The sequence below is a fragment of the Streptomyces sp. NPDC127197 genome (genome assembly GCF_042672405.1).
Taxonomy (GTDB): domain Bacteria; phylum Actinomycetota; class Actinomycetes; order Streptomycetales; family Streptomycetaceae; genus Streptomyces; species Streptomyces flavusporus.
This window is the reverse complement of the sequence record NZ_JBHXVG010000005.1, coordinates 113,326-135,434: the sequence shown is the minus strand read 5'-3', so window position 1 is coordinate 135,434 and position 22,109 is coordinate 113,326. Positions and strand designations below refer to the sequence as shown.

Below are 22,109 nucleotides of genomic sequence, written 5' to 3'. Positions count from 1 at the left end.
TGATCGAATCACCACCGAGAGCGAAAAAATCGTCCTCGGCCCCTACCGCGTCCAGACCGAGCACTTGCGCGAACAGCCGGGCGAGGGTGCCCGCGAGGTCTGGCGGGTCCTCGGACGTGGTCGTCCGCTCCTTCCCGGCCTCCTCCGGCGCGGGCAGTGCCGCCCGGTCGACCTTGCCGTTGGGCGTGACCGGAAGCGCGGTGAGGGTGACGAACGCCGATGGGACCATGTACGCGGGCAGCCGCTCGGCGACCCGTTCCTCCAGGCCCGCCAGGTCGGCTTCACGGCCGGCCACCACAACGACGTACGCCACCAGGCGCGGCTCCCCACGCCGGTCCTCGCGTACGGCCACGGCGACCTGGGCGACCGCCGGGTCGCCGCCGATCATGGCCTCGACCTCGCCGAGTTCGATGCGGTAGCCGCGGATCTTGACCTGGTCGTCGGTGCGCCCGCCGTAGGTCATGGTGCCGTCGGGCAGCCACCGGACGAGGTCGCCGGTGCGGTACATCCGCGAGCCCGGCACGCCGAAGGGGTCGGCGACGAAGCGGGCCGCGGTGAGCCCCGGGCGGCCGGCGTAGCCGCGCGCGAGGACGTCGCCGCCGATGTACAGCTCGCCGGGGACGCCCGGCGGGACCGGGCGCAGGCAGGAGTCCAGGATGTAGAGCCGGGCGGCCGGGACGGGACCGCCGATCGGCACACCGCCCCGCGGCAGGGGAGTGCCGGGTTCGATGCGGTACTCCATGCAGCCGACGGTGGTCTCGGTCGGGCCGTATTCGTTCACGACCGTCACGTCAGGGTGGCGGGACCGCCACCGGGCGAGCGCCTCTCCCGTCAACTGCTCGCCGCCCAGGACGAGTTCGCTCGTCGGCGAGTACCAGTCGTCGGAGGCGTCGAGCACGGGCAGATGGCTGGGTGTGGCCTTGACGAAGGCGGGCGGGCGGTCCTCGGCGCCCGCCGGGGCGTCGAAGTCGGCGAGGTCGACGAAGCGGACCAGACCGCCCATGGTCAGCGGGCCGAACAGACCGGTGACGGTGAGGTCGAACGAGGGATGCGAGTGCACCAGCGCCTGCTCGGCGAGGCCCGGGTAGGCGGAACGGGCGAAGGCGAGGTAGCCGTCGACCGTGCGGTGCTCCACCACGACGCCCTTGGGGCGGCCGGTCGACCCCGAGGTGTAGATGACGTAGATGGTGTCGGCGGGGCTCATCTCCACGTCCGGGGTGTCCGCGGGCAGGTCCGCGAGCGCGGACCGTACGGCCGGGTCGCCGAGCGGAACCACCGCGGGGTGCGCGGCGAGCACGGGGTGGGCGGAGTCGGCGCAGACCACGGCGGAGGGCGCGGCGTCGTCGAGCATGTACGCGATGCGTTCCGCCGGGTAGGCGAGGTCGACCGGCACATAACCGGCGCCCGCCTTCAACACGGCGAGCAGCGCCACGAGCAGGTCGGAACCGCGAGGGAGCGCCACGGCGACCAGGTCACCCGGCGTGACGCCCCGCTCGACGAGGAGCTGGGACAACCGGCCTGCGGCTTCGTCGAGTTCGCGGTAGGTCAGCGTACGGTGCGCGTCGGCGACGGCCGGAGCGTCGGGGGTGGCGCGCACCTGGTCCTCGAACCGCCGGGTGAGCGTGGCCGGTTCGGGCAGGTCGCCGGAGCCGCGGCCCCACTCCCCGAGCACCCGCTCGCGCTCGTCGTCGGTGAGCAGGTTCAGGTGCGCCACGGGGGTCTCGGGGGCGTGCGCGAAGGTGTCGAGCAGCAGACGCAGGCGGGAGCAGATCAGCTCCAGGCGCGTGTCGTCGAACAGGTCCCTGCGGTAGCTGAGGTTGAGGCGCAGCCGGAGCCCGGCGACGGCGACGACGCTGAGCGGATAGTGGGTGGCTCCCGTGATCTCCTGCAGGCCGGTCGCGGCCGCGTCGTCCGCCTCGGCGAGCGGGACGATCCGCAGGCCGGGCACGGCGTCCCGCAGGGCGTCCCAGCCGAGGGGCGCGTCACCGAAGCCGGTGGAGGTGTCGAAAAGCGTATCGAGGCCGGCCAGGCGCCGCACCTCGGCCAACCCCAGATGGTGGTGCGGAGCGAGGGCGAGCTGCTCGTCCTGGACGCGTGCGAAGAGGGCAGCCAGCGTCTCGGCAGGGTCGACCCGCACCCGGACCGGAACACCGTTCATCAGCAGACCCACCACCGAGCCGGCGCCCGGCAGGTCCGCCGGGCGGCCGTGCACGGTCTGCCCGAACACCACGTCGTCCCGGCCGGTGAGCACCGACAGCAGCAACGCCCAGACGCCCTGGACCACGGAGTTGAGCGTGAGCCCGTGCGCGCGGGCGGTCTCCGTCAGCGCCGCGCTGGTGTCCTCGGGCAGCGTGACGTACGTGAGTGCGGGCATCGCCTCGTCACCGGCCTGCGGCGCGCCGGGGGCGACGAGCGTCGGCTCGGTCAGGCCCTCCAGCGCCTTCCGCCAGGCCGCCTCGGCTGCGGACCGGTCCTGGCGGGAGAGCCAGCGCAGATAGTCCGTGAAGGGGGTGCCTGCGGGCAACTCGCCACCCGTGTCGCGGTGGTAGAGCGTGAACAGGTCCTCCAGCACGAGCGGCAACGACCAGCCGTCCAGCAGGATGTGATGGTACGTCAGCACAAAGGCGTAGTGGTCCTCGGCAAGGCGGACCAGCGCGAACCGCATCAGCGGTGGGGCCGCCATGTCGAAGCGGCGCTGCCGCTCCTCCTCCAGGAAGCCCAGCAACTTCTTCCGTCGTCCGGACTCGTCCTCGGCCGAGAGGTCGAGTTCCGTCCACGGCGTGGCCACCGTGCGGCGGATCAGCTGCACCGGCTGCCCGTTCGCGCGCTCGCGAAAGCCCGCCCGCAGCACGGTGTGCCGCGCGAGGGTGGCGGCGCAGGCCGCCCGCAGCGCCTCGGCCCTGACGTCGCCGCGCAGTTCGAACGGGGCCTGGATGGTGTAGACGTCCGTGGCCTCCGGGTCGTACAGGGCGTGGAAGAGCATGCCCTCCTGAAGCGGGGTGAGAGGCAGCACGGCCTCGATGGGCGACTCGGTGCCCTCACGCGGTGTCCCGGTGTTCTGCGTCCCGGTGTTCTTCGGCTCGTGTGCGGTCTTCACTGTGAGGTCTTCCCGGAGGCGGTCAGCGGCGCGTACGACGACTGGCGTCCGGCCGGTGCGGTGGCGAGGTCTGCCCGGCTGATCAGGTCCGACATGGACACCAGCACGCGGCGTTCCCCGGTGAACGCCTCCCGGCCGTGCGACCAGCGCATGTTGTCGATCATCATCAGGTCGTGGCGCCGCCAGTCGAAGCGCACCGCATGCCGCTCGAACGCCGAGCGGACGGCGGCGACCATGTCGTCGGGGATCGGCGAACCGTCGCCGAACAGCACGTCGTTGGGCAGCGCGTCCTCGCCGAGCAGTCCGACCAGGTCGGTGCGCAGGGTGCCGGGCAGCGAGGACTGGTGGAACAGCACAAGGTGGTTGAACCAGATCCGCCTGCCCGTCCGGGGGTGCACGGCGGTGGCGGGGGCATTGCGGACCGTACGCAGGCGGTCGTCGTCCAGCCACTGCCACTGAAGGCCGCCGGCCACGCAGAAGGCCTCCACCTCCTCGCGGCTGTCGGTCTGGAACGCCTCGCGCCAGTCGAGGCCGACGCCGCTGCCGTAGTTCCGTACGTAGCGCAGGCCCCGCGTCCCCACGGCGTCGACCACCTCGGCGGGGATCTCCTGCAGGACCCGCGCGACGTCCGTGATCGGCGTGGCGCCGCCGGTCCGGGCGGGGGTGGCGCAGTAGAAGGCCAGGCGTCCGGGCCAGGCGCCGGCGTACGAGGACTCGCAGTGCTGCGGGATCACCTCGCGGGCCGGGTACTCCGTGGAGGTGAACACCCCGTCGCCGACCTCGCTGCGCGGCGTGGAGCGTTCGGTGTACGCGAGCGGCCGGAACCCCAGTGCGTCCAGGGCCCCCTGGAAGCCGCCGACGCCCTCGGCCTCGGCGCCGGTGACGAGCACGGCCCCGGCGGTGGCGACGGCCTCGTTCAGGGCCGGGGCGTGCCGGTGCACGAACGTTCCCAGCTCGGCGCCGTCCGCCTCGATCACGATGATGCCGTTCAGGTCCTTCAATCCTCACAACTCCCTGGGGAAGGGGCCCGGTTCACCCGGCCCGTGATGCGCGACCCGGCCGTCGGCCGCCGTGCCGAACAGCCCCAGTGCGTCCGCGACCGCGCCGAGCGTCCGCTCCGCCCCGGTGAACAGGTGGTCGTGCCCACCGGGCAGCAGCCGCAGCGTGAAACCGTCCGAGGCGCACTCGCTCCAGCGCTCCAGCCGGTCCCGGCTCACCAGCGAATCGTCCGCGCCGCCGAGCACATGCAGCGGACAGCCCGGCGACACCGGGTCCGCACTGACGTACGCCTCGGCCAGCGCCAGGTCGCGGCGGACCGTGCGCAGGGCGTAGCGCAGGTACGCCGGGTAGCCCCGCAGGCCGGGCGGGAAGCCGCCGAAGCCCTCGAGCCAGTCGAGCAGGCCCCGGTCGTCGAGGTGCGAGACCCGCTTGAGCACCGGGGTGTGCGGGGCCCGGGACGCGGAGACGAACAGCGCGGCGGGCGGGGTCAGACCGCGCCGGCGGACGCGCAGGGCGAGTTCGTAGCCGAGGAGCGCGCCGAAGCTGTGCCCGAACAGGGCGTACGGGCCGCTCAGTTCGTCGGCGATGCCGTCGAGCACGGCGTCGGCGAGCTCTTCGAGGGTGTCCGGCAGCGGCTCGGCGCTGCGGACGCCGCGGCCGGGCAGTTCCACCGTGGCGAGTTCGACGCCGGGTGGCGGAGTGAGCCGCCAGGGGGCGTACGAAGCGGCGCTGCCGCCCGCCTGCGGCAGGCAGATCAGCCTCAGGCGGGCGCCGGGTGCGGTCACCCGGCCGACGATCCACGGACTGTCCACGCCTCGCGCAGGAGTGTGCGCGGGGTGGGAGGGTCGTGCGGCGGCATGGGTTCGCATCCCGCTCCTTTCGTCGGCCGGCGCTCTTCGGGGCGGTGGCCCGCGGGGTTCATCGTGGGAGTCCGGCACCGCCCGGACCAGGCACGCCGACCGGCAACAGGTCTGCCGCCCAGTTGCCCAGCGCCTGCCTGGAGCGGGGCGTGCCGCGCGGCCAGGATCGGCGCAACAGTCCTGCTCCTGTGCCCGAGGGGATCGCAAACCCGATGACCGCCCTTCCTGACGAGGCAGCCGACCCGACGTTCTTCACCCTGGAATCCGTCAAGGCGGATCTGATGGAGGTGGAGACCCTCACCCGGGCCTGTCTGAACTGGGACTACGGCAAGCGCGACAGCCGTGTGTGGAGCCTGTACGAGAAGAACAAGGCCTCCCAGTGGAACGCCACGACCGACATCGACTGGGACCACGACGTGCAGTTCGGCGCCGAGCTGACGGAGGAGAACGGCGCGAAGCTCGCGTCGTTCGTCGTGGGCGAGGGCAGTCCGGTGCCGCGTGAACTGCTCACCCAGTTCCGCTGGGAGTACCAGGCGTGGATGTGCAGCCAGTTCCTGCACGGTGAGCAGGGCGCCCTGGTGACGACGGCGCGGCTCGTCGAGACGGTGCCCGACATGGACGCCAAGACGTACGCCGCCTCCCAGGTCGCCGACGAGGCGCGGCACGTGGAGGCGTTCGCCCGCTACGTGGACGAGAAGCTGGGTGTCGTCTACCCGGTCAATCCCGGCCTCGGGACGCTGCTGCACGACGTGCTGTCGGAGTCCCGCTGGGACATCGTCTACCTCGGCATGCAGGTCGTGATGGAGGGCCTCGCGATCACCGGGCTGCGGCTGGCGAGCAGCGGCTTCGGCGATCCGCTGATCCGGCAGATCACCCGGATGGTGGCGAGTGACGAGGCCCGGCACATCGCGTTCGGCGTCACCATGCTCACCGGCATGTACCAGGACGTGACCTCGGCGGAGCTGCGCGATCGTGAGGACTTCCTGCTGGAGGCGATCCGTCTGATGTCGCGCCGGTTCATGCTGCGCGAGCTGTGGGAGCGGATGGACCTCGACGTCGACCGGGGCGTGCTGTTCGCCCGGACCAACCCGATGATGGCCACCTACCGGCAGCTGCTGTTCCAGCAGGTCATCCATGTGCTGCGGCAGCTGGGCCTGCTCTCGGAGAAGGTGCGGGAACTGCTGCTCGCCGAGAACCTGGTGCGCAAGGAGACGATGGCCGCGGTCCGCTGAAGCCCCTCTGTTCGCGGTACTGCCCCGGCGCGCCGGTACGCGCGCCGGGGCAGTGGTGTGTGCGGGTTCAGTCCTCGGCTGTGAGCGGGCGCGTCGACTCGGCGAACCCGCCGGAGCACACCGCCTTCCAGATGACCCGGCGGCGCGGCTTGCCGCTGGAGGTGACGGCGATGCCGCCCCGGGGCACCTCGAGGGCGAGGAGTTCGGCGTCGCCCAGCCACTCCGACAGCACCTCGTGGGCGATGCGGTGCCAGCCGTCCTGGACGCCGGCGAAGACGGCCACACCGGTCGGCACGCCGTCGCGGACGCCGAGCAGCACGGCTGCCCGGCGCTCGGGGATGCCCCGCTGGTGCAGCAGGGTCTCCAGGCTCTCGGCGAACACCATCTTGCCGTTGACCTTCAGGCCGTCGCCGAGCCGGCCGATCACGAAGAGCTGCCCGTCGCGCACGAAGCCCGCGTCGCCGGTCTTGAGCCGTTCGCCCACGCTGGTGCCGGAGGCGGAGCCGGCGTCGCCGACATATCCGTCCGCGATGGACACACCGCTGACGACGACCTCTCCGACCTGCCCGTCCGGCAGTTCCTCGCCGTCCTCGGAGAGGATGGTCACCGTACGGTTCTCCAGTGGGCGCCCGCAGCCGACCACCGCGGTTCCGGCGAGCGAGGCGGCGTCGCCGTCGTCCGGCTCGCGCGTCGACCAGCCCTCCCCGGGGGCGAGCCCGGTCACGGCGAGGGTCGCCTCGGCGCTGCCGTACGCGGGCAGCAGGGCGCTGCGGTCGAGTCCGTGCGGGCCGAGCAGGTCATGGAAGTCGACCAGCACCTGCGGGTCGATGCGCTCGGCGCCGATGATGACGCAGCGCATCGAGTCGAATCTGAGGCCCTCCAGGTCGGCGGGCCTGACGCGGCGCAGGATGTACGACAGGCCGAAGTTGGGCATGGCCGTCATGACGATGCGCTGCTCGCTGATGTGCCGCAGGTAGCGCAGCGGCGAGCGGATGAAATCGTCCGGCTGGAGCATGTGCCCGTCGAAGCCGGTGACGACGACGTTGAGCAGAAAGCCGACCAGGCCCATGTCGTGGTGGACCGGCAGCCAGCTGATCGCGGGGTACTCGGGTGCGCAGCCGAGCCAGCGGCGCATCCCGGTGAGGTTGGTGCGCAGGGCCTCGGCGGAGATCCGCACGCCGCGCGAGAACCCGCTCGACCCGGAGGTGAACTGCACCAGCGCGGACTCGGGCAGCGGCAGCGGGCTCTGAAGCGGCTCCGCGTCCGCGACAAGTGCGTCGAAGACGGCCGGCTCCGCGAGGTCCACGGCAGCACAGATCTTGCGGATCCGCTCCAGCGACTCGTCGTCGCACACCGTGATCCTGGGCCGCACGGTGCTGAAGAGGTGGGCGGCGTGCTTCTCGTAGTCGTCGGCGCGTTGGAAGGCGAACGGCGGGGCGATGGTGCACGGTGTCGCTCCGGCGGCCAGCGCGCCGAAGAACGTGGCGACGAAGCCGGGGCCGGAGCGCTGCACCAGCGCGACCACGTCACCGTGTTCGACGCCGTTCGCTCGCAGTGCGGCAGCGGTTCTCAGCACCAGGTCCCTCAGTGCGCGGTAGGACCAGAAGTCCCAGCCGTCGCCGCGGTTCGCGTAGTACAGGCCACGCTCGGCGGACGCCTCGTCCAGCCAGTCGAGCAGGCCCCGGTCGGGGATTGCCAACGTCCTCGTCCTCCGGTGTGTCGCGCGGTCACGGGATGTCCACGGCACGGCCGGCTCGCACGCGGGCGGGCGCCGCGCCCGATGAGTGTCAGCCTCCGCGCGCGCCCTGGGCGAGGCCAGGCAGGGGCCCGGTAACTCGCCCCCCGCGGGCGGCAGTTCGACCAGCAACATCGATTGCCGGTCGGTTGCCTGGTGACCGTCGCACCGGCCATGCAGCATCGAGCGGGGTTCCAGCTCCCGATCCGCGCCGGCCCCGGCCGACGTGGCGCGGTCACGAAGTCCACTCAAGGCCTTGGAAGTTCCCCGGAAGTCCACGAGAGCGGTTACGAACCAGATGACATCACGCGACGCCGACGCCGAACTGCTTCCCGTCACCGGCCCGCTTCCGCTGACCGCCGCACAGCGCGGGGTGTTCCACGCCCAGCGCCTCGACCCCGGCAGCCCGGCCTACAACACCGTGGCCGTCATGGAGGTCCGGGGTGCGCTGGACGGGGAGCTGCTGCGCCGTGCGATCCGCCGGTCGGAGGCGGAGAGCGGCACCTTCGACATCGAGTTCGTCGAGCGGCCGGACGGCGTCTTCCAACGCCCCCTGGCGCCGGGCTGCTCCACCTGGCAGGAGCTCGACCTCACCGGTGAGCCGGACCCGTTCGCCACGGCGCGTGCGCTGGTGGACGGCGACCGGAACACACCGCTGGACCTGATGAAGGATGCTCTGTCCGCCCACGTGCTCATGCGCGTGGGGCCCGACCACTACCTGTGGTACCAGCGCAGCCACCACATCCTGTCCGACGCGTTCGGCTCGGTGCTGCACTCGCGCCGGATCGCCACGCACTACGAGGCCCTGGCCACGGGCACGGATCCGGCGGGCGAGCCGCTGGGCGCGCTGCGGGAACTGCTCGCGGAGGAGGCGGAGTACCGCGCCTCCGCGGACCACACCGCGGACCGGGAGTACTGGAACCGCACCTTCGCCGACCGGCCCGAGACCGCGAGCCTGGCCCCAGGCATCCCGACGGGCGCGGCGGCAGGCGCCCTGCGCGCGCAGGCGGAGCTGTCGGCCGACGAGCTGACGGCCCTGCACACGGCCGGCCGCGAGGGCCGGGCGCCGTGGACGGTGGCACTGCTGGCCGCGGTCGCCGCGTATCTGCACGGTATGACCGGCGCCGAGGACCTGGCCATCGGCGTACCGGTCACCGCCCGGCTCGGCGCGCGCTCCCGGAACACGCCCGGCATGCTGTCGAACACGCTGCCCCTGCGCCTGACCGTCCGTCCCGCCGAAGGCCGCCTGGAACTGGTCCGCCAGGTGGCGCGGCGGCTCGGTGAACTGCTCACGCACCAGCGCTACCCGTACGACGAACTCCGGCGCGACCTCAGGCTCCTCGGCACCGGCGAGCAGTTGTACGGGGTGCTGGTGAACGTCATGCCGGCGGGTTCCGAGACCGCGTTCACCGGGCGGGAGGCGACCCTGACCACGCTGTCCGGCGGGCCGGTGACGGACCTCAATGTCACCTGCCACCCGGAGCCCGCGGGCACGGGTGCCCGCCTCGACTTCGAGGCCAACCCAGACCGTTACAGCCCGGACGAACTGGCCGCGCACCAACGGAGGTTCACCGGATTCCTCGCGCGGTTCCTCGCCGCTCCGGGCGACCTCCCGCTGGCCCGGCTGGACGTCGTCGCACCGGACGAGCGCGAGCGGGTGCTGGCCGTCGGAACGGGCGCCGAGGGCGTCACACCGCGCACGTTCCCGGAGCTGTTCGAGGAGCAGGTACGGCGCACCCCGCACGCCCCGGCCGTGCTCTCGCCCACCGACTCCCTCGACTACGCCGGGCTCAACGCCCGCGCCAACCGTCTGGCCCGTGAGCTCCTCGCGCGCGGCGCCGGACCCGAGCGTCTGGTGGCCGTGGCGCTGCCCCGCGGCGCCGACGCACTGACCGCCGTGGTCGCGGTGCTGAAGTCGGGCGCGGCGTACCTGCCGGTCGACCTCGGCTATCCGCGGGCGCGCCTGACCGGGATGCTCGACGACACCGGGCCGCTGCTGATGCTCACCACCCGCGAGACCGACGACCCGACGCTCGCGCCCGGGGTGCCGCGGCTGTACCTGGACCAGGAGTCCGGCCTCGGTGGGCAGGCCGACACCGACGTCGACGACCGCGAGCGCCCGGCGCCGCTGCGGACCGCGCACCCGGCCTACGTCATCTACACCTCGGGCTCGACCGGCCGTCCCAAGGGGGTCGTCGTCCCGCACACGGGCCTCGCCGCGCTGCTGCGGCACCAGCGGGACCTGCTGCGGCTGACGCCGGACACGCGGGTGCTGCAGTTCGCGTCGCCCAGCTTCGACGCCTCGGTGTGGGAGCTGGTCACGGCACTGCTCACCGGCGCCGCCGCGGTGGTCGCCCCGCCCGAACGGCTCGCGCCCGGGCAGCCGCTCGCGGACCTGGTGGCCGAACAGGGCGTCACCTGCCTCCTGCTGGCCCCGTCGGCGCTCGCGGCGATGCCGCCAGGCGGCCTGCCCGAAGGCATCAACCTGGTCGTCGGCGCCGAGGCGTGCTCGCCGGAGCTGGTCGCGCGGTGGTCCACGGGCCGGCACATGGTCAACGCGTACGGCCCCACCGAGTCGACGGTCATCGCCACCCAGACCGGGCCGCTGTCCGGCCGGCTCGTCCCGCCGATGGGCCGCGCGGTCCCCGGCACCCGGGTCAGGCTGCTGGACGCCGCGCTGCGGCCGGTGCCGCCGGGTGTCCCGGGCGAGGTGTACCTGAGCGGCGACGGGCTCGCCCGCGGCTACCTCGGGCGGCCCGGAACCACGGCGGAACGATTCGTCGCAGATCCGTTCGGCCCGCCCGGCGCACGCATGTACCGCACGGGCGACCTGGCCCGCCGGACCGCCGACGGCGAGCTGGCGTACCTGGGCCGCGCCGACAGCCAGGTCAAGGTGCGGGGCTTCCGGATCGAGCCCGGCGAGGTCGAGGGCGTCCTCACCCGGGCTCCGGGCGTCGGCGGGGCCGTGGTCGTCGCGCGTGAGGTCCGGCCGGGGACGCGGCTGCTGGTGGGCTACGTGGTACCGGCGGTGGAAGCCACGGCAGTGCCGGACCCGATCGCGTTGCGCGCCTTCGCCGAGGAGCGGCTGCCGGGCTACATGGTTCCGGCGGCCGTGACCGTGCTCGACGCCTTCCCGCGCACTCCGGGCGGCAAGGTGGACGTCAAGGCGCTGCCCGAGCCCGGGTTCGAGGCCGCGAGTGCGTACCGGGCCCCCTCCTCACAGCGGGAGCGGCTGCTGCACGAGGTGTTCACCGATGTGCTGGGCCTGCCGCGCATCGGCGTCGACGACAGCTTCTTCGACCTCGGCGGGGACTCCGTCACCGCCACCCAACTGGCGGCCCGGGCCCATCAGGCCGGTCTGGCCCTCACCGCCAAGGACATCTTCGGCCACAAGACCATCGCCCGGCTCGCCGAGGTGGCCCGGGACACCGACCCGGAGTCCGCGCTGCCACGCGCCGAGAGCCTGGTGCGGCTCGACGCGGACGAACTCGACGAGCTCGAAGCCCAGTGGGGGACAACACTGTGAGACAGACATCCCTGGAAGCGGTGCTGCCGCTGACGCCGTTGCAGCAGGGCATTCTCTTCCACGCCCTCTTCGACGAGCGGGACGAGGGAGATGCCGCTGAGCGGCACGTCGACTTCTACACCGTGCAGACTCCGCTGGAGCTCGTCGGGGCGCTCGACGTGGAGGTGCTGCGCCGCTCCTGCGCCGCGCTGCCCGCCCGGCACCCGAGCCTCAGGGCCGGGTTCCTGCGGCGCCGCTCGGGCGAGGCGGTGCAGGCCGTCGCCCGGACCGTCGAGCCGTCGTGGGAGGAGGTCGACTTCTCCGGTCTCGGCGCGGACGAGCAGCGGCCGCGGCTCGCTCGGCTGCTCGCCGACGACCGCGCACGACGCTGGGACATGGCGAAGCCGCCGCTGCTGCACTTCACCCTGGTGCGGCTCGCGCCCGAACGGCACGTACTGGTGCTCACCAACCACCACATCCTGCTGGACGGCTGGTCGCTGCCACTGCTCCTCGCCGACCTGTTCCGCATCTACCGGGACGGTGGCTCGGCCGACCGGCTGGAGCCCGCGGCGCCGTTCGGGGACTACCTCGGCTGGCTGGCGGCCCAGGACCGCGGCGAGGCCGAGCGGGCCTGGCGGTCCGCGCTGGCCGGACTCGACGGTCCGACGCTGGTGGCGGGCGGCGCGGCCACGGGCCCCTCCGACCGAGGCCAGCAGCGCGCGGTCGCGGAACTGTCCGAGGCCGACACAGCCCGGCTGACCGCCGTCGCGCGCTCCTGCGAACTCACCCTCAACACGGTGGTCCAGGGCGCCTGGGCGTTGCTGCTCACCCTACTGACGGGCCGTCAGGACGTGGTGTTCGGCAACACCGTCGCCGGACGTCCGCCCCAGCTGCCGGGCAGCGAGCGCATGGTGGGCCTGATGATGAACACCGTGCCGACCCGGGTGCGGATCGACCCGGCCGAGCCGGTGGCGGACCTGCTTGCGCGTATCCAGCACGAGCAGACGGCCCTGACCCGGCACGAGTACCTGGGCCTGGCCGACATCCACCGCGCGGCGGACCTCACGGAACTCTTCGACACCACCGTCGCGTTCGAGAACGTCCCGGTCGACAGCGCCGTCCGCGGTGCCGAGGTCCCCGGGCTGTCCGTCGGTCTCCTGCGCGACATCGCCGACGACGACGCCGAGGCCTTCGAGGGCACCCACTACCCGCTGAGTCTCGCCGTCCACCCCGGCGAACGGCTCCGCTTCGAGCTCAACCACCGTGCGGACGTGTACTCCGCCGACGCCGCGGCGGACGTACTGCGGCGGCTGTGCGGGCTGCTGCGGGACATCGCCGAGCGGCCCGAGCTCCCCGCGGGGCAGCTGCCGGTGTGCTTCCCCGCCGAGCGGCAGGAGATCGTGCGGGTCGCCGGCGGCCGCATCGTGGCGCACCCGGGGCAGACGCTGCCGGAGGTCTTCGAGGCGCAGGTCCGGGCGACACCGGACGCGGTGGCCGTGACCGACGGCACCACCGGCCTGACCTTCGCGCGGCTGAACGCCGAGGCCAACCGGCTCGCCCGGCTGCTGGTCGCCGAGGGCACGGGGCCGGGCGGGCTGGTCGGCGTGGCGCTGCCCCGTACCACGGACGCGGTGGTGGCGATCCTGGCGGTGCTCAAGGCGGGTGCCGGTTACCTGCCGATCGACACCGAGTACCCGGCCGAACGGATCGCGGCGATCTGCGCGGAGGCCGGGCCGGCCCTGGTCCTGACCACCGCGGCGACGGATCACGGGATACCCGGCCGGACGCTGCGGCTGGACTCGGCGGTCCTGCCCGAGGACGCCTCGGACCTGACGGACGCCGACCGGCCGGCCGCGCTGCTGCCGGGCCACCTGGCCTACGTGATCTACACGTCCGGCTCGACCGGCCGCCCCAAGGGCGTCGCGGTCGAGCACCGCAATCTGGTCAACATGTTCCACAGCCACCGGGCGAACTTCTTCGAGCCGGAGCGCGAGCGCGCAGGCGGGCGTCCGCTGCGTGCGGCCCTCACCAACTCCCTGGGCTTCGACGCCTCGTGGAGCCAGCTGCTGTGGATGGTCGCCGGGCACGAACTGCACCTCGTCGACGACACCGTCCGCAAGGACGCCCTCGCACTGGTCGCGCACGCGACCGACGCGGCCATCGACGTCGTCGACACCACGCCGTCGGTCGCCCGGCAGATGCTCGCGGCAGGCCTGTTCGACCACGCCGGGGGGCGGCACCGGGTGAGTGTCCTCGCGCTCGGCGGAGAGGAGGTCGGTGCCGACCTGTGGACGCAACTCCACGGTGTAGCGGGCCTTTCGGTCTACAACCTCTACGGCCCGGCCGAGTGCACGGTCGACGCCATGCTCTGGCACGGCGGCACCGAGGCGGGTCCCGCGATCGGCACCCCCGCCGACAACACGCGCGTGTACCTGCTCGACGCGTTCCTGCGGCCGGTGCCGGACGGTGTGGTCGGCGAGCTGTACATCGCCGGTGACGGCGTCGCCCGCGGCTATCTGGGCCGCCCGGGGCCGACCGCGGAGCGGTTCGTGGCCGACGTGTTCGGCCCGCCGGGTGCGCGCATGTACCGCACCGGCGACCTGGGGTGCCGTCGGCCGGGCGGCGTGGTGGAGTACCGCGGGCGGTCGGATTTCCAAGTGAAGATCCGCGGCCACCGCATCGAACTCGGCGAGATCGAGGCCGCGCTCGCGGCGGATGAGTCGGTGGCCCAGGCGGTGGCGGCGGTGTCCGCGGACGCCAAGGGTGTGCAGCGCGTCGTGGGCTATGTACGGGCCGCGCCCGGCGCCGAGGTGCGGCCCGACGCCCTGCGGACGTCCGTCGCCGAGCGGCTCCCGGCGTACATGGTCCCCGCGCTGGTGATGGCGGTCGACGCCTTTCCGCTCACGCCCAACGGCAAGGTGGACCGCAAGGCGCTGCCCGCCCCCCGGTTCGAGGCCTCGAGCGCCTACCGCGCGCCCTCCTCCCAGCGGGAGCGCATCCTGCACGAGGTGTTCACCGATGTCCTCGGCCGGGAGCGGATCGGCGTGGACGACAGCTTCTTCGACCTCGGCGGCGACTCCATCATCGCCATGCAGCTCGCGGCCCGCGCCCACCGCGCCGGGCTCGCCGTGGGCGCCCGGGACGTCTTCGTCCACAAGACCATCGCCCGGCTCGCCGAGGCCGCCCGGGACGCCGAGCAGAAGGCACCGGAGGCCACCGCGCCGACCCGACCGCTGCTCACCCTCACCGACGCCGAGCGGGCCGAACTCGACTCCCTGGGACGGCCGTTCACCGAGGTGCTGCCGCCGACGCCGCTTCAGCAGGGCATGCACTTCCACGCCATGCTGGCCGCGGACGGCGTCGACGTCTACACGGCCCAAGCGCCCGTGCGTCTCGCCGGCCGCCTCTCCCCCGCCGGGCTGCGCGCGGCGTTCGATGCGGTCCTGGCCCGGCACACCGCGCTGCGCATGTCGTTCACGCTGCTGGGCTCGGGGCGGCTGGTCCAGGTCGTGCACGAGGACGTGCGCGTGCCCTGGCGGGAGGTGGACCTCTCACACCTCGGCGAGGACGAACGCCACGACCGGATCGCCGAGTTGCTGGCCGACGAGCGGGTGCAGCGCTTCGACCTCGCCGAGCCGCCGCTGCTGCGGGTCACGCTGGCCCGGCTCGCGGACGACGACCATCTGCTCGTCGTCTCGCACCACCACGCCCTGCTCGACGGCTGGTCGCTCCCCCTGTTCTTCCGTGACCTGTTCGCCTGCTACGCCGACAGGGGCACCGCCCCGGCCGCCGCCCCCGCACAGTTCACCGACTTCCTGCGCTGGCTCGACGGGCAGGACGCCGAGGCCGCGGCGCGGGCCTGGACCGACGCGCTGGCCGGCTTCGACGAACCGACGCTGGTCGCCCCCGACGCGGAGGCCGCCGCGGCGACCGTGCCGCACCTGGTGACCCGGGCCCTCGACGCCGAGCGCACCGCCGAGCTGGCCGCCGCCGCACGCGCGGCGGGCCTGACTCTCAACACCCTGCTGCAGGGCGCCTGGGCGGTGGTGCTGGGTCAGTTCCTCGGCCGCGACGACGTCGCCTTCGGCGCGACCACCGCCGCCCGCCCGCCCGAACTGCCGGACTCCGGGAACATCGTCGGCCTGCTGATGAACACCGTCCCGGTCCGGGTACGGCTCGATCCGGCCCGGCCGCTCGACGCGCTCCTGACGGACCTGCAGGAACAGCAGGCCGGGCTGCGCCCCTACCAGCACATCGGCCTGACGGAGGTGCAGCGGTCTCTCGGCGTCGGCGAACTCTTCGACACCGTCCTCGACTTCGCCAGTACGCCGTTCGACGGGGCGGCCGTCCAGGAGCAGGTGCCGGACCTGACGATGTCCGTGGACGACGAGCCCGTGCCCGGCGCCTCGCACTATCCGCTCAACCTGGTCGTGGTGCCTGGCGAGCAGCTGAGTCTCGAACTCAGTTACCGCGCCGACCTGTTCACCGAGGAGGAGAGCGCGGCCCTGCTCACCCGGGTCCGCCGGGTCCTCGACGGCTTCCTGACCGCCCCCTCCGCGCCCCTCGGCCGGCTCGACCTGCTCACGGACGTGGAGCACGAGCGGCTACGGGCCGCCGTCCACGGCCCGGCGCCAGAGCCGCCGAGCACCTTCCCCGCGCTCTTCGCGGAGCAGGTCCGGGTGCGGCCCGACGCCGTCGCCGTGTACGACGGCGGGCTGGAGACGACGTACGGCGAACTCGACGCGGAGGCCAACCGGTTGGCCCGGGCGCTGGTCGCACGGGGCGTCGGCCCCGAGGACGTCGTCGGGGTGGCGCTGCCCAAGTCGGGACGGTCCGTGCTCGCGGTCCTCGCCGTACTCAAGGCCGGTGCCGCCTATCTGCCGCTGGACCTCGGCTACCCGCTGGAGCGGCTGAAGCACATCGTGGGCGACGCGCGCCCTGCCCTCGTCCTGACCACGAGCAGGGCGGCTGGGCTGCTCGCCGAGGCGGGAGCCGGGCGCACCCTGTGCCTGGACACGGAGAGCACGAGCGAGTACTCCGGCACGGACCTGACCGACGCCGACCGGGTGGCGCCGCTGCGGCCCGGCAACAGCGCGTACCTGATCTACACCTCCGGGTCGACCGGCCGCCCCAAGGGCGTGCTGGTGCCGCACCGGGGCATCGCGGCCCTGGTCGCGCAGCAGCGTGCCGGTCTCGACCTGCGCGCGGACGAGCGGGTGCTGCTGTTCGCCTCGCCCAGCTTCGACGCCTCCGTGTGGGAGCTGGCGACCGCGCTGCTGACCGGGGCGGGTGCGGTCACCGCGCCCGCGGACGAGTTGCTGCCGGGTCCGGCGCTCGCGGCCACGGTGGCGCGGCACAAGGTGACCGCGCTGCTGCTGCCGCCGTCGTCGCTGGCCGTGATGCCCGAGGACGGGCTGCCGCCCGGTGTCACGCTGGTCGTCGGCGCCGAGGCGTGCCCGCCCGACTTGGTGGAACGCTGGTCCGTGGGCCGCCGCATGGTCAACGCCTACGGCCCCACCGAGGCCACCGTCATGGCCACGATGAGCCGCCCGCTTCAGGGCCGCGTCCGGCCGCCGCTCGGCGATGCGGTCGTCGGCACCCGCGTCTACCTGCTCGACGGCGCGCTGCGGCCGGTTCCGGCCGGCGCACCGGGCGAGCTGTACCTCGCCGGGGACGGACTCGCGCGGGGCTATCTCCGCCGGCCGACCCTGACCGCGGAACGCTTCGTGGCCGACCCGTTCGGTCCGCCCGGGGCGCGCATGTACCGCACCGGCGACCTGGCCCGCCGTACCGCGGACGGCTCGCTGGAGTACCTGGGCCGGGCGGACCAGCAGGTCAAGGTGCGCGGTTTCCGCATCGAGCCCGGCGAGATCGAGGCGGTGCTCGCCGGGGATCCGACGGTCGCGCAGGCCGTGGTGATCGTCCGCGAGGACCAGCCGGGCCGCAGGCAGCTCGTGGCGTACGCGGCCGGCGTCGCTGATTTCCGGCCCGAGCCCGCGGCGCTGAGGCAGCGGGTCGCCGACGTGCTGCCCGACCACATGGTGCCCGCGGCGGTGGTCGTGCTGGACCGGCTGCCGCTCACCCCGAGCGGCAAGCTGGACCCGGGTGCCCTGCCCGCGCCGGACTTCTCCGCGGCGAGCGAGAGCCGGGCGCCGCGCACCCCGCGTGAGGAGCAGCTGTGTGCGCTGTTCGCGCAGGCGCTCGGGGCGGAGCAGGTCGGCATCGACGACAGCTTCTTCGACCTGGGCGGCGACTCGATCGTCTCGATCAAGCTGGTCACGCTGGCCCGCGAGAACGGTCTCGACGTGGCCCCGCGGGACGTGTTCACGCACAAGACCGTGGCGGCGCTCGCGGCTGCGGTCAAGGAGCTCTCCCCCGCCACCGCCGCTGAGACAGAGCCCGATGAGCCACTGATCCAGCTGGACGAGGCCGAGCTGGACCGGTTCGCAGAGGACTGGCGCTAGCCGCCTCCCACCCGGTGGCCGATGCGCCACCGCGCGGCACCACCCGTACGACCACTGGACCGCACCATCGGCCGGGACCCTGCTCGGCCGGTCCAGTGCGCACCACCACGCGGTCCGGCCGCACCCGATGAGGCGCGGGCCGCACAGGACCGAACGACGGACGACCCGAGCGGTCACGACCCGGTGAGGACACACCACATGGCAACCACCCATCCGACTGTCGACGCGTCCCCCCGGGCCGCGGCCGACTCCCTCGACACCCCCGTCGAGTACCACCTCGACTCCGACGAGGTCGCCGAGCTGCGCACCGCCGCGACCAAACTGAGCGAGGTCCACGGGGCGCCCGGTCTGCCCGAGTTCTACGACCGCGCCCTGGCCGCCGAGGAGCTGCTGCCCGCCGGGCTGCGCACGTTCCTGCTGACGTACCGCAGGAGCGAGCGGAACGCGGCCTGCCTGGTGCACGGCTTCCCGGTGGACGATGCGCGGCTCGGGCCGACGCCCGGCCACTGGCGTCAGGCGATCCACAGCGAGACGGCCCGCGAGCAGGAACTGTGGCTGGCGCTGTGCGGCCTGGTGCTCGGGGACCCGTTCGGCTGGGTGACACTCCAGGAGGGGCGGATCATCCAGAACATCCTGCCGATCCGGGGCGACGAGGACCGCCAGAGCGGCCACGGCAGCGAGGCTCTGCTGGAGTTCCACACCGAGGACGGCTTCCACCCCAACCGCTGCGACTATCTGCTCCTGTTCGGGCTGCGCAACCCCGACGCGGTGCCGACGATCGTCGCGTCCGTGCGCGACACCCGGCTCGGCGACCGCGACCGCGCGGTGCTCGCCGAGGAACGCTTCCACATCCGCCCGGACACCGAGCACATCCGGCAGCTGGAGACCTATGCCTCCGGCCATCCGGCGTTGCCGAGGCTGCGGGAGATGGCCGAGCACCCGGTCCCCACCGCGGTGCTGTCCGGCGACCGGCTGAGCCCCTATCTGCGCATCGACCGGCCGTTCATGGACGCGCTGCCCGGCGACGCCGAGGCCGAGGCCGCGCTCGACCGGCTCATGGCCGAGCTGCACCGCGTCCAGCAGGACATCGCGGTGGGACCCGGCTCGCTGCTGATCGTCGACAACTACCGTGCGGTGCACGGCCGCAGACCCTTCACCGCCCGCTACGACGGCACCGACCGCTGGCTGAAGAAGCTCACCGTCAGCCGCAACCTGCGCCGCAACTTCAGCGGCTACGCCCTCGACAACCCGCGCGTCATCGTCTGACCAGGCCGACATCCCGTACGCGAAAGGCAGCATCACCATGCGCACCGTCATCGTGTCCGGCGCGTCCAGCGGAATCGGGCACGCCACCGCCGAGCGCTTCGCGCGCTCCGGCGACCACGTCGTCAACCTCGACGTGCAGCCCCCCGCGCCGGACACGGTGACGGGGCCCCGCGAAGGCGGCGGCGAGGTCCACTGGATCAAGCTGGACGTCTCCGACTGGGACGGCGTGCGCGAAGCCGTCGACCGGGTGGCCGCCGAGCGGGGCCGCCTGGACGTGGTCGTCGCCAACGCCGGCATCAGCGTCCGGCACGGCATCATGGAGATCACCGAGGCCGAGGCTCGCCGTACCCTCGACGTCAACCTCATGGGCGTCCTCGCGCTGTGGCGGCACGCCGTCCCGCACATGCTGCGCGCGGGCACGGGCGTGCTGCTGGCCACGGCCTCGGTCAACGGCTCCCGCGGCTATCCGCTGTACGCCGACTACAACGCGAGCAAGGCGGGTGTGGCGTCGCTGTGCCAGACCTTCGCCGTGGAGCTGGCCCCGCTCATCCGCACGGCATGCGTGGCACCGGGCGCGGTGCTGACGCCGATGCAGCGCGCCGAGTACACCGACGCCATGCTCGACGAGGTCAACGCGCGCATCCCGGCCCGGCGGCACGCCTCGCCCGAGGAGATCGCCGACGTGTTCCACTTCCTGGCCTCGCCGCAGGCGTCCTTCGTGTCCGGCCAGCAGTTCACCGTGGACGGCGCGGAGACCGCCGGTGCCACCACGGCGTTCTTCCCCGGCCCGACCGAGCCCCTGCGCTGACACACGCCAACGCCCTTGCCATTCAACCGAGTTCGAGGACTACGACCATGACGACCCGCCCCGCACTCGCCCCGGGCCCGCTCGACGAGGTGGATCTCGCCGATCCGCTGCTGCACGCCCGCCACGACCTGGGGGCGCTGTGGCGCCGGCTGCGCACCGAGGCCCCCGTGCACTGGCAGCCGGAGGGACCGAGCGGCCCCGGGTTCTGGGTGGTGAGCGGCTACGCCGACGTGGTGTCGGTGCTGAGCGACAACGAGACCTTCACCTCCGAGCGGGGCAATGTGCTCGACACCCTGCTCGCCGGCGGCGACTCCGCGGCCGGGAAGATGCTGGCCGTCACCGACGGCGGCCCGCACAAGGCGCTGCGCAGCGCGCTGCTCAAGCCGTTCTCGCCGCGGTCGCTGGACGTCGTGGTGGACAGCGTGCGGCGCGGCACGCGGCGGCTGGTCGAGGAGGCGGTGGAGCGGGGCACGGTGGACTTCGCCGCCGACGTCGCCGCGCACATTCCGCTCGCCGCGATCTGCGACCTGCTGGGCGTGCCGGCCGCCGACCGGCAGCACATCATCTCCCTCACCTCGTCGGCCCTGTCGTCCGCGGACGGCGTGCCCACCGAGGAGGCGACCTGGTCGTCACGCAACGGCCTGCTGCTGTACTTCTCGGAGCTGGCCGCCGAGCGCCGCAGGAAGCCGTACGACGATGTGGTCAGCCTCCTGGTCACGCGGGAGATCGACGGGCGCCCGCTGACGCACGAGGAGATCGTCTTCAACTGTTACAGCATCATCATGGGCGGCCACGAGACGACCCGCTTCGCCATGGTGGGCGGGCTGCACGCCCTGATGGAGCGGCCGGAGCAGTGGCGGGCCCTCAAGTCCGGCGCGGCGGCCACCGCCCCGGCGGTGGAGGAGGTGCTGCGCTGGACGACCCCGGCCCTGCACAGCGGGCGTACCGCGACGCAGGACGTGCTGCTCGGCGACCGGTTCGTCGAAGCGGGCGACATCGTCACGACCTGGATGGTCTCGGCCAACCGGGACGAGCGGGTCTTCGACAGTCCGGACGAGTTCGACCTGTCCCGCACGCCCAACAAGCACCTGTCGTTCGCGCACGGGCCGCACTTCTGCCTCGGTGCGTTTCTGGCCCGCGCCGAGCTGACCGCCCTGCTGGAGAGCCTGCGGGACCTGGTCGCCGTGGCGGAGCCGGCCGGGGAGCCGCGGTACGTCTACTCCAACTTCCTCAGCGGCCTGTCAGCCCTGCCGGTCACGTTGCGCGCCGAGTAGTCCGAGCCGGCGGAGCTCCGCCACCACGGCCGTCAGCGTCGCCTCCGGGTGTGACTGCGGGTAGGAGTGCCCGCCGGGCACCACGCGCATCCGGGGCGGCGCCGACGTGTAGGCGCCCCAGGGTTCGACCTGCGCCGGGGTGGACACCTCGTCGTCGGCCCCGGCGAACGCGACGACCGGGCAGCGCACGGGCGCCGGCCGGTCGAGCAGATAGCGTTCCGCGATCTCCAGGTCCGCCCGTACGGCGTGCAGCAGGTCCCGCAGGAAGTCCGGGAATTCCAGGAGCTGTTCGGGCAGCCCCCCACTCCCCCGCAGCCAGGCGACGAGTCGTGTGTCGTCGCTGCCCGTCAGCGGCTCCCGGCCGAGCGGCACGTGCGGTGCGCGGGAGCCCGACACCAGCAGCGCGACCGGCGCCTGCAGGCCGTCCTCCCGCTCGATGCGCCGGGTCAGCTCGTACGCGACGACCGCGCCGAAGCTGTGCCCGAACAGCACGTACGGCAACGTCAGTTCGCCGCGTATGCCGTCGAGCAGCGCCTCGACCAGCGGCTCCAGGGCACCAGGCACCGGCTCGTCGATGCGGGAGCCACGGCCCGGCAGCTCCAGCGGGGCCAGTTCGACTCCTTCCGGCAGATACGGCCGCCAGCCGCTGAAGGCCGCGGAGCTGCCTCCGGCGTGTGGCAGGCACAGCATCCTCAGGCGCGGCTGTCCGACGGCGTACCGGGCATTGATCCACCGGGCGGCCGGGGTCACGGGGTCTGGTGCAGTCATGGCGAACAGCGTTACCGCCGCGGCCCTGTGGCGGCCAGGCAGCGCGGCGGCAGTTTCGGCGGAAGCAGCACCTTCCGGCCGGGGCGAGTTGCCGAGAGCTT

General features: G+C 73.2%; 10 protein-coding genes and 2 pseudogenes. 6 read left to right on the top strand and 6 right to left on the bottom strand.

Annotated elements, in window-relative coordinates; all coding sequences use genetic code 11:
- Positions 1 to 232: 232 nt before the first annotated feature.
- The 4 genes and pseudogenes from ACFVJQ_RS10110 to ACFVJQ_RS10095 all read right to left on the bottom strand — a co-directional run.
- A pseudogene (locus ACFVJQ_RS10110) lies at positions 233 to 1,597 on the bottom strand (amino acid adenylation domain-containing protein); the annotation flags it as partial.
- A 135-nt stretch (positions 1,598 to 1,732) separates the two neighbouring features.
- Positions 1,733 to 2,983, bottom strand: a pseudogene (locus ACFVJQ_RS10105) (condensation domain-containing protein); the annotation flags it as partial.
- A 110-nt stretch (positions 2,984 to 3,093) separates the two neighbouring features.
- Positions 3,094 to 4,098 (bottom strand): TauD/TfdA family dioxygenase, encoded by a 1,005-nt coding sequence (locus ACFVJQ_RS10100; protein ID WP_385782435.1) that lies wholly within the window; start codon positions 4,096 to 4,098, stop codon positions 3,094 to 3,096.
- Between the two features lie 3 nt (positions 4,099 to 4,101).
- Entirely contained in the window at positions 4,102 to 4,965 is an 864-nt protein-coding gene (locus ACFVJQ_RS10095) for a thioesterase II family protein (protein WP_385782432.1), read from the bottom strand.
- A 203-nt stretch (positions 4,966 to 5,168) separates the two neighbouring features.
- Here ACFVJQ_RS10095 and ACFVJQ_RS10090 point away from each other — a divergent pair, with 203 nt between their 5' ends.
- The gene (locus ACFVJQ_RS10090; RefSeq protein WP_385509803.1) at positions 5,169 to 6,188 is read left to right on the top strand and encodes a diiron oxygenase; all 1,020 of its coding nucleotides are present in this window, start codon (positions 5,169 to 5,171) and stop codon (positions 6,186 to 6,188) included.
- Between the two features lie 67 nt (positions 6,189 to 6,255).
- Here ACFVJQ_RS10090 and ACFVJQ_RS10085 read toward each other — a convergent pair whose 3' ends face one another.
- Positions 6,256 to 7,887 carry an AMP-binding protein gene (locus tag ACFVJQ_RS10085; protein ID WP_385509802.1) on the bottom strand — a complete coding sequence of 544 codons (1,632 nt, stop codon included), beginning with the start codon at positions 7,885 to 7,887 and terminating at the stop codon, positions 6,256 to 6,258.
- Between the two features lie 334 nt (positions 7,888 to 8,221).
- Between ACFVJQ_RS10085 and ACFVJQ_RS10080 the strand changes: the two genes are divergently transcribed.
- The 5 genes from ACFVJQ_RS10080 (at position 8,222) to ACFVJQ_RS10060 (ending at position 21,240) form a co-directional block, all read left to right on the top strand.
- A complete protein-coding gene (locus ACFVJQ_RS10080) occupies positions 8,222 to 11,449 on the top strand; it encodes an amino acid adenylation domain-containing protein (RefSeq protein ID WP_385782427.1) in 3,228 nt (1,075 codons plus the stop codon).
- On the top strand, positions 11,446 to 17,892 hold the full coding sequence (locus tag ACFVJQ_RS10075) for an amino acid adenylation domain-containing protein (protein ID WP_385782424.1): 6,447 nt from the start codon (positions 11,446 to 11,448) through the stop codon (positions 17,890 to 17,892). Before ACFVJQ_RS10080 ends, ACFVJQ_RS10075 begins: the two co-directional genes overlap by 4 nt.
- A 198-nt stretch (positions 17,893 to 18,090) precedes the next feature.
- Positions 18,091 to 19,158, top strand: a complete 1,068-nt coding sequence (gene gntD / locus ACFVJQ_RS10070; RefSeq protein ID WP_385782421.1) for a guanitoxin biosynthesis L-enduracididine beta-hydroxylase GntD — start codon at positions 18,091 to 18,093, stop codon at positions 19,156 to 19,158.
- Between the two features lie 37 nt (positions 19,159 to 19,195).
- Positions 19,196 to 19,966: an SDR family NAD(P)-dependent oxidoreductase gene (locus ACFVJQ_RS10065; protein WP_385509797.1), complete on the top strand. Its 771-nt coding sequence runs from the start codon at positions 19,196 to 19,198 to the stop codon at positions 19,964 to 19,966.
- 47 nt (positions 19,967 to 20,013) lie between these two features.
- A complete protein-coding gene (locus ACFVJQ_RS10060) occupies positions 20,014 to 21,240 on the top strand; it encodes a cytochrome P450 (protein WP_385509795.1) in 1,227 nt (408 codons plus the stop codon).
- On the opposite strand, the gene ACFVJQ_RS10055 is transcribed toward ACFVJQ_RS10060, so the two are convergent.
- Positions 21,208 to 22,008, bottom strand: coding sequence for a thioesterase II family protein (locus ACFVJQ_RS10055; protein WP_385782417.1), 801 nt, complete (start codon positions 22,006 to 22,008; stop codon positions 21,208 to 21,210). The two genes, ACFVJQ_RS10060 and ACFVJQ_RS10055, sit on opposite strands and share 33 nt — an antisense overlap.
- Between the last annotated feature and the right edge of the window lie 101 nt (positions 22,009 to 22,109).

Bases quoted from the DNA above. Each gene is read 5' to 3' on its own strand.
- ACFVJQ_RS10065 (WP_385509797.1), top strand. From the start codon at position 19,196: ATGCGCACCGTCATCGTGTCCGGCGCGTCCAGCGGAATCGGGCACGCC.
- gntD (WP_385782421.1), top strand. From the start codon at position 18,091: ATGGCAACCACCCATCCGACTGTCGACGCGTCCCCCCGGGCCGCGGCC.
- ACFVJQ_RS10080 (WP_385782427.1), top strand. From the start codon at position 8,222: ATGACATCACGCGACGCCGACGCCGAACTGCTTCCCGTCACCGGCCCG.
- ACFVJQ_RS10095 (WP_385782432.1), bottom strand. From the start codon at position 4,965: ATGCGAACCCATGCCGCCGCACGACCCTCCCACCCCGCGCACACTCCT.
- ACFVJQ_RS10090 (WP_385509803.1), top strand. From the start codon at position 5,169: ATGACCGCCCTTCCTGACGAGGCAGCCGACCCGACGTTCTTCACCCTG.
- ACFVJQ_RS10055 (WP_385782417.1), bottom strand. From the start codon at position 22,008: ATGACTGCACCAGACCCCGTGACCCCGGCCGCCCGGTGGATCAATGCC.
- ACFVJQ_RS10060 (WP_385509795.1), top strand. From the start codon at position 20,014: ATGACGACCCGCCCCGCACTCGCCCCGGGCCCGCTCGACGAGGTGGAT.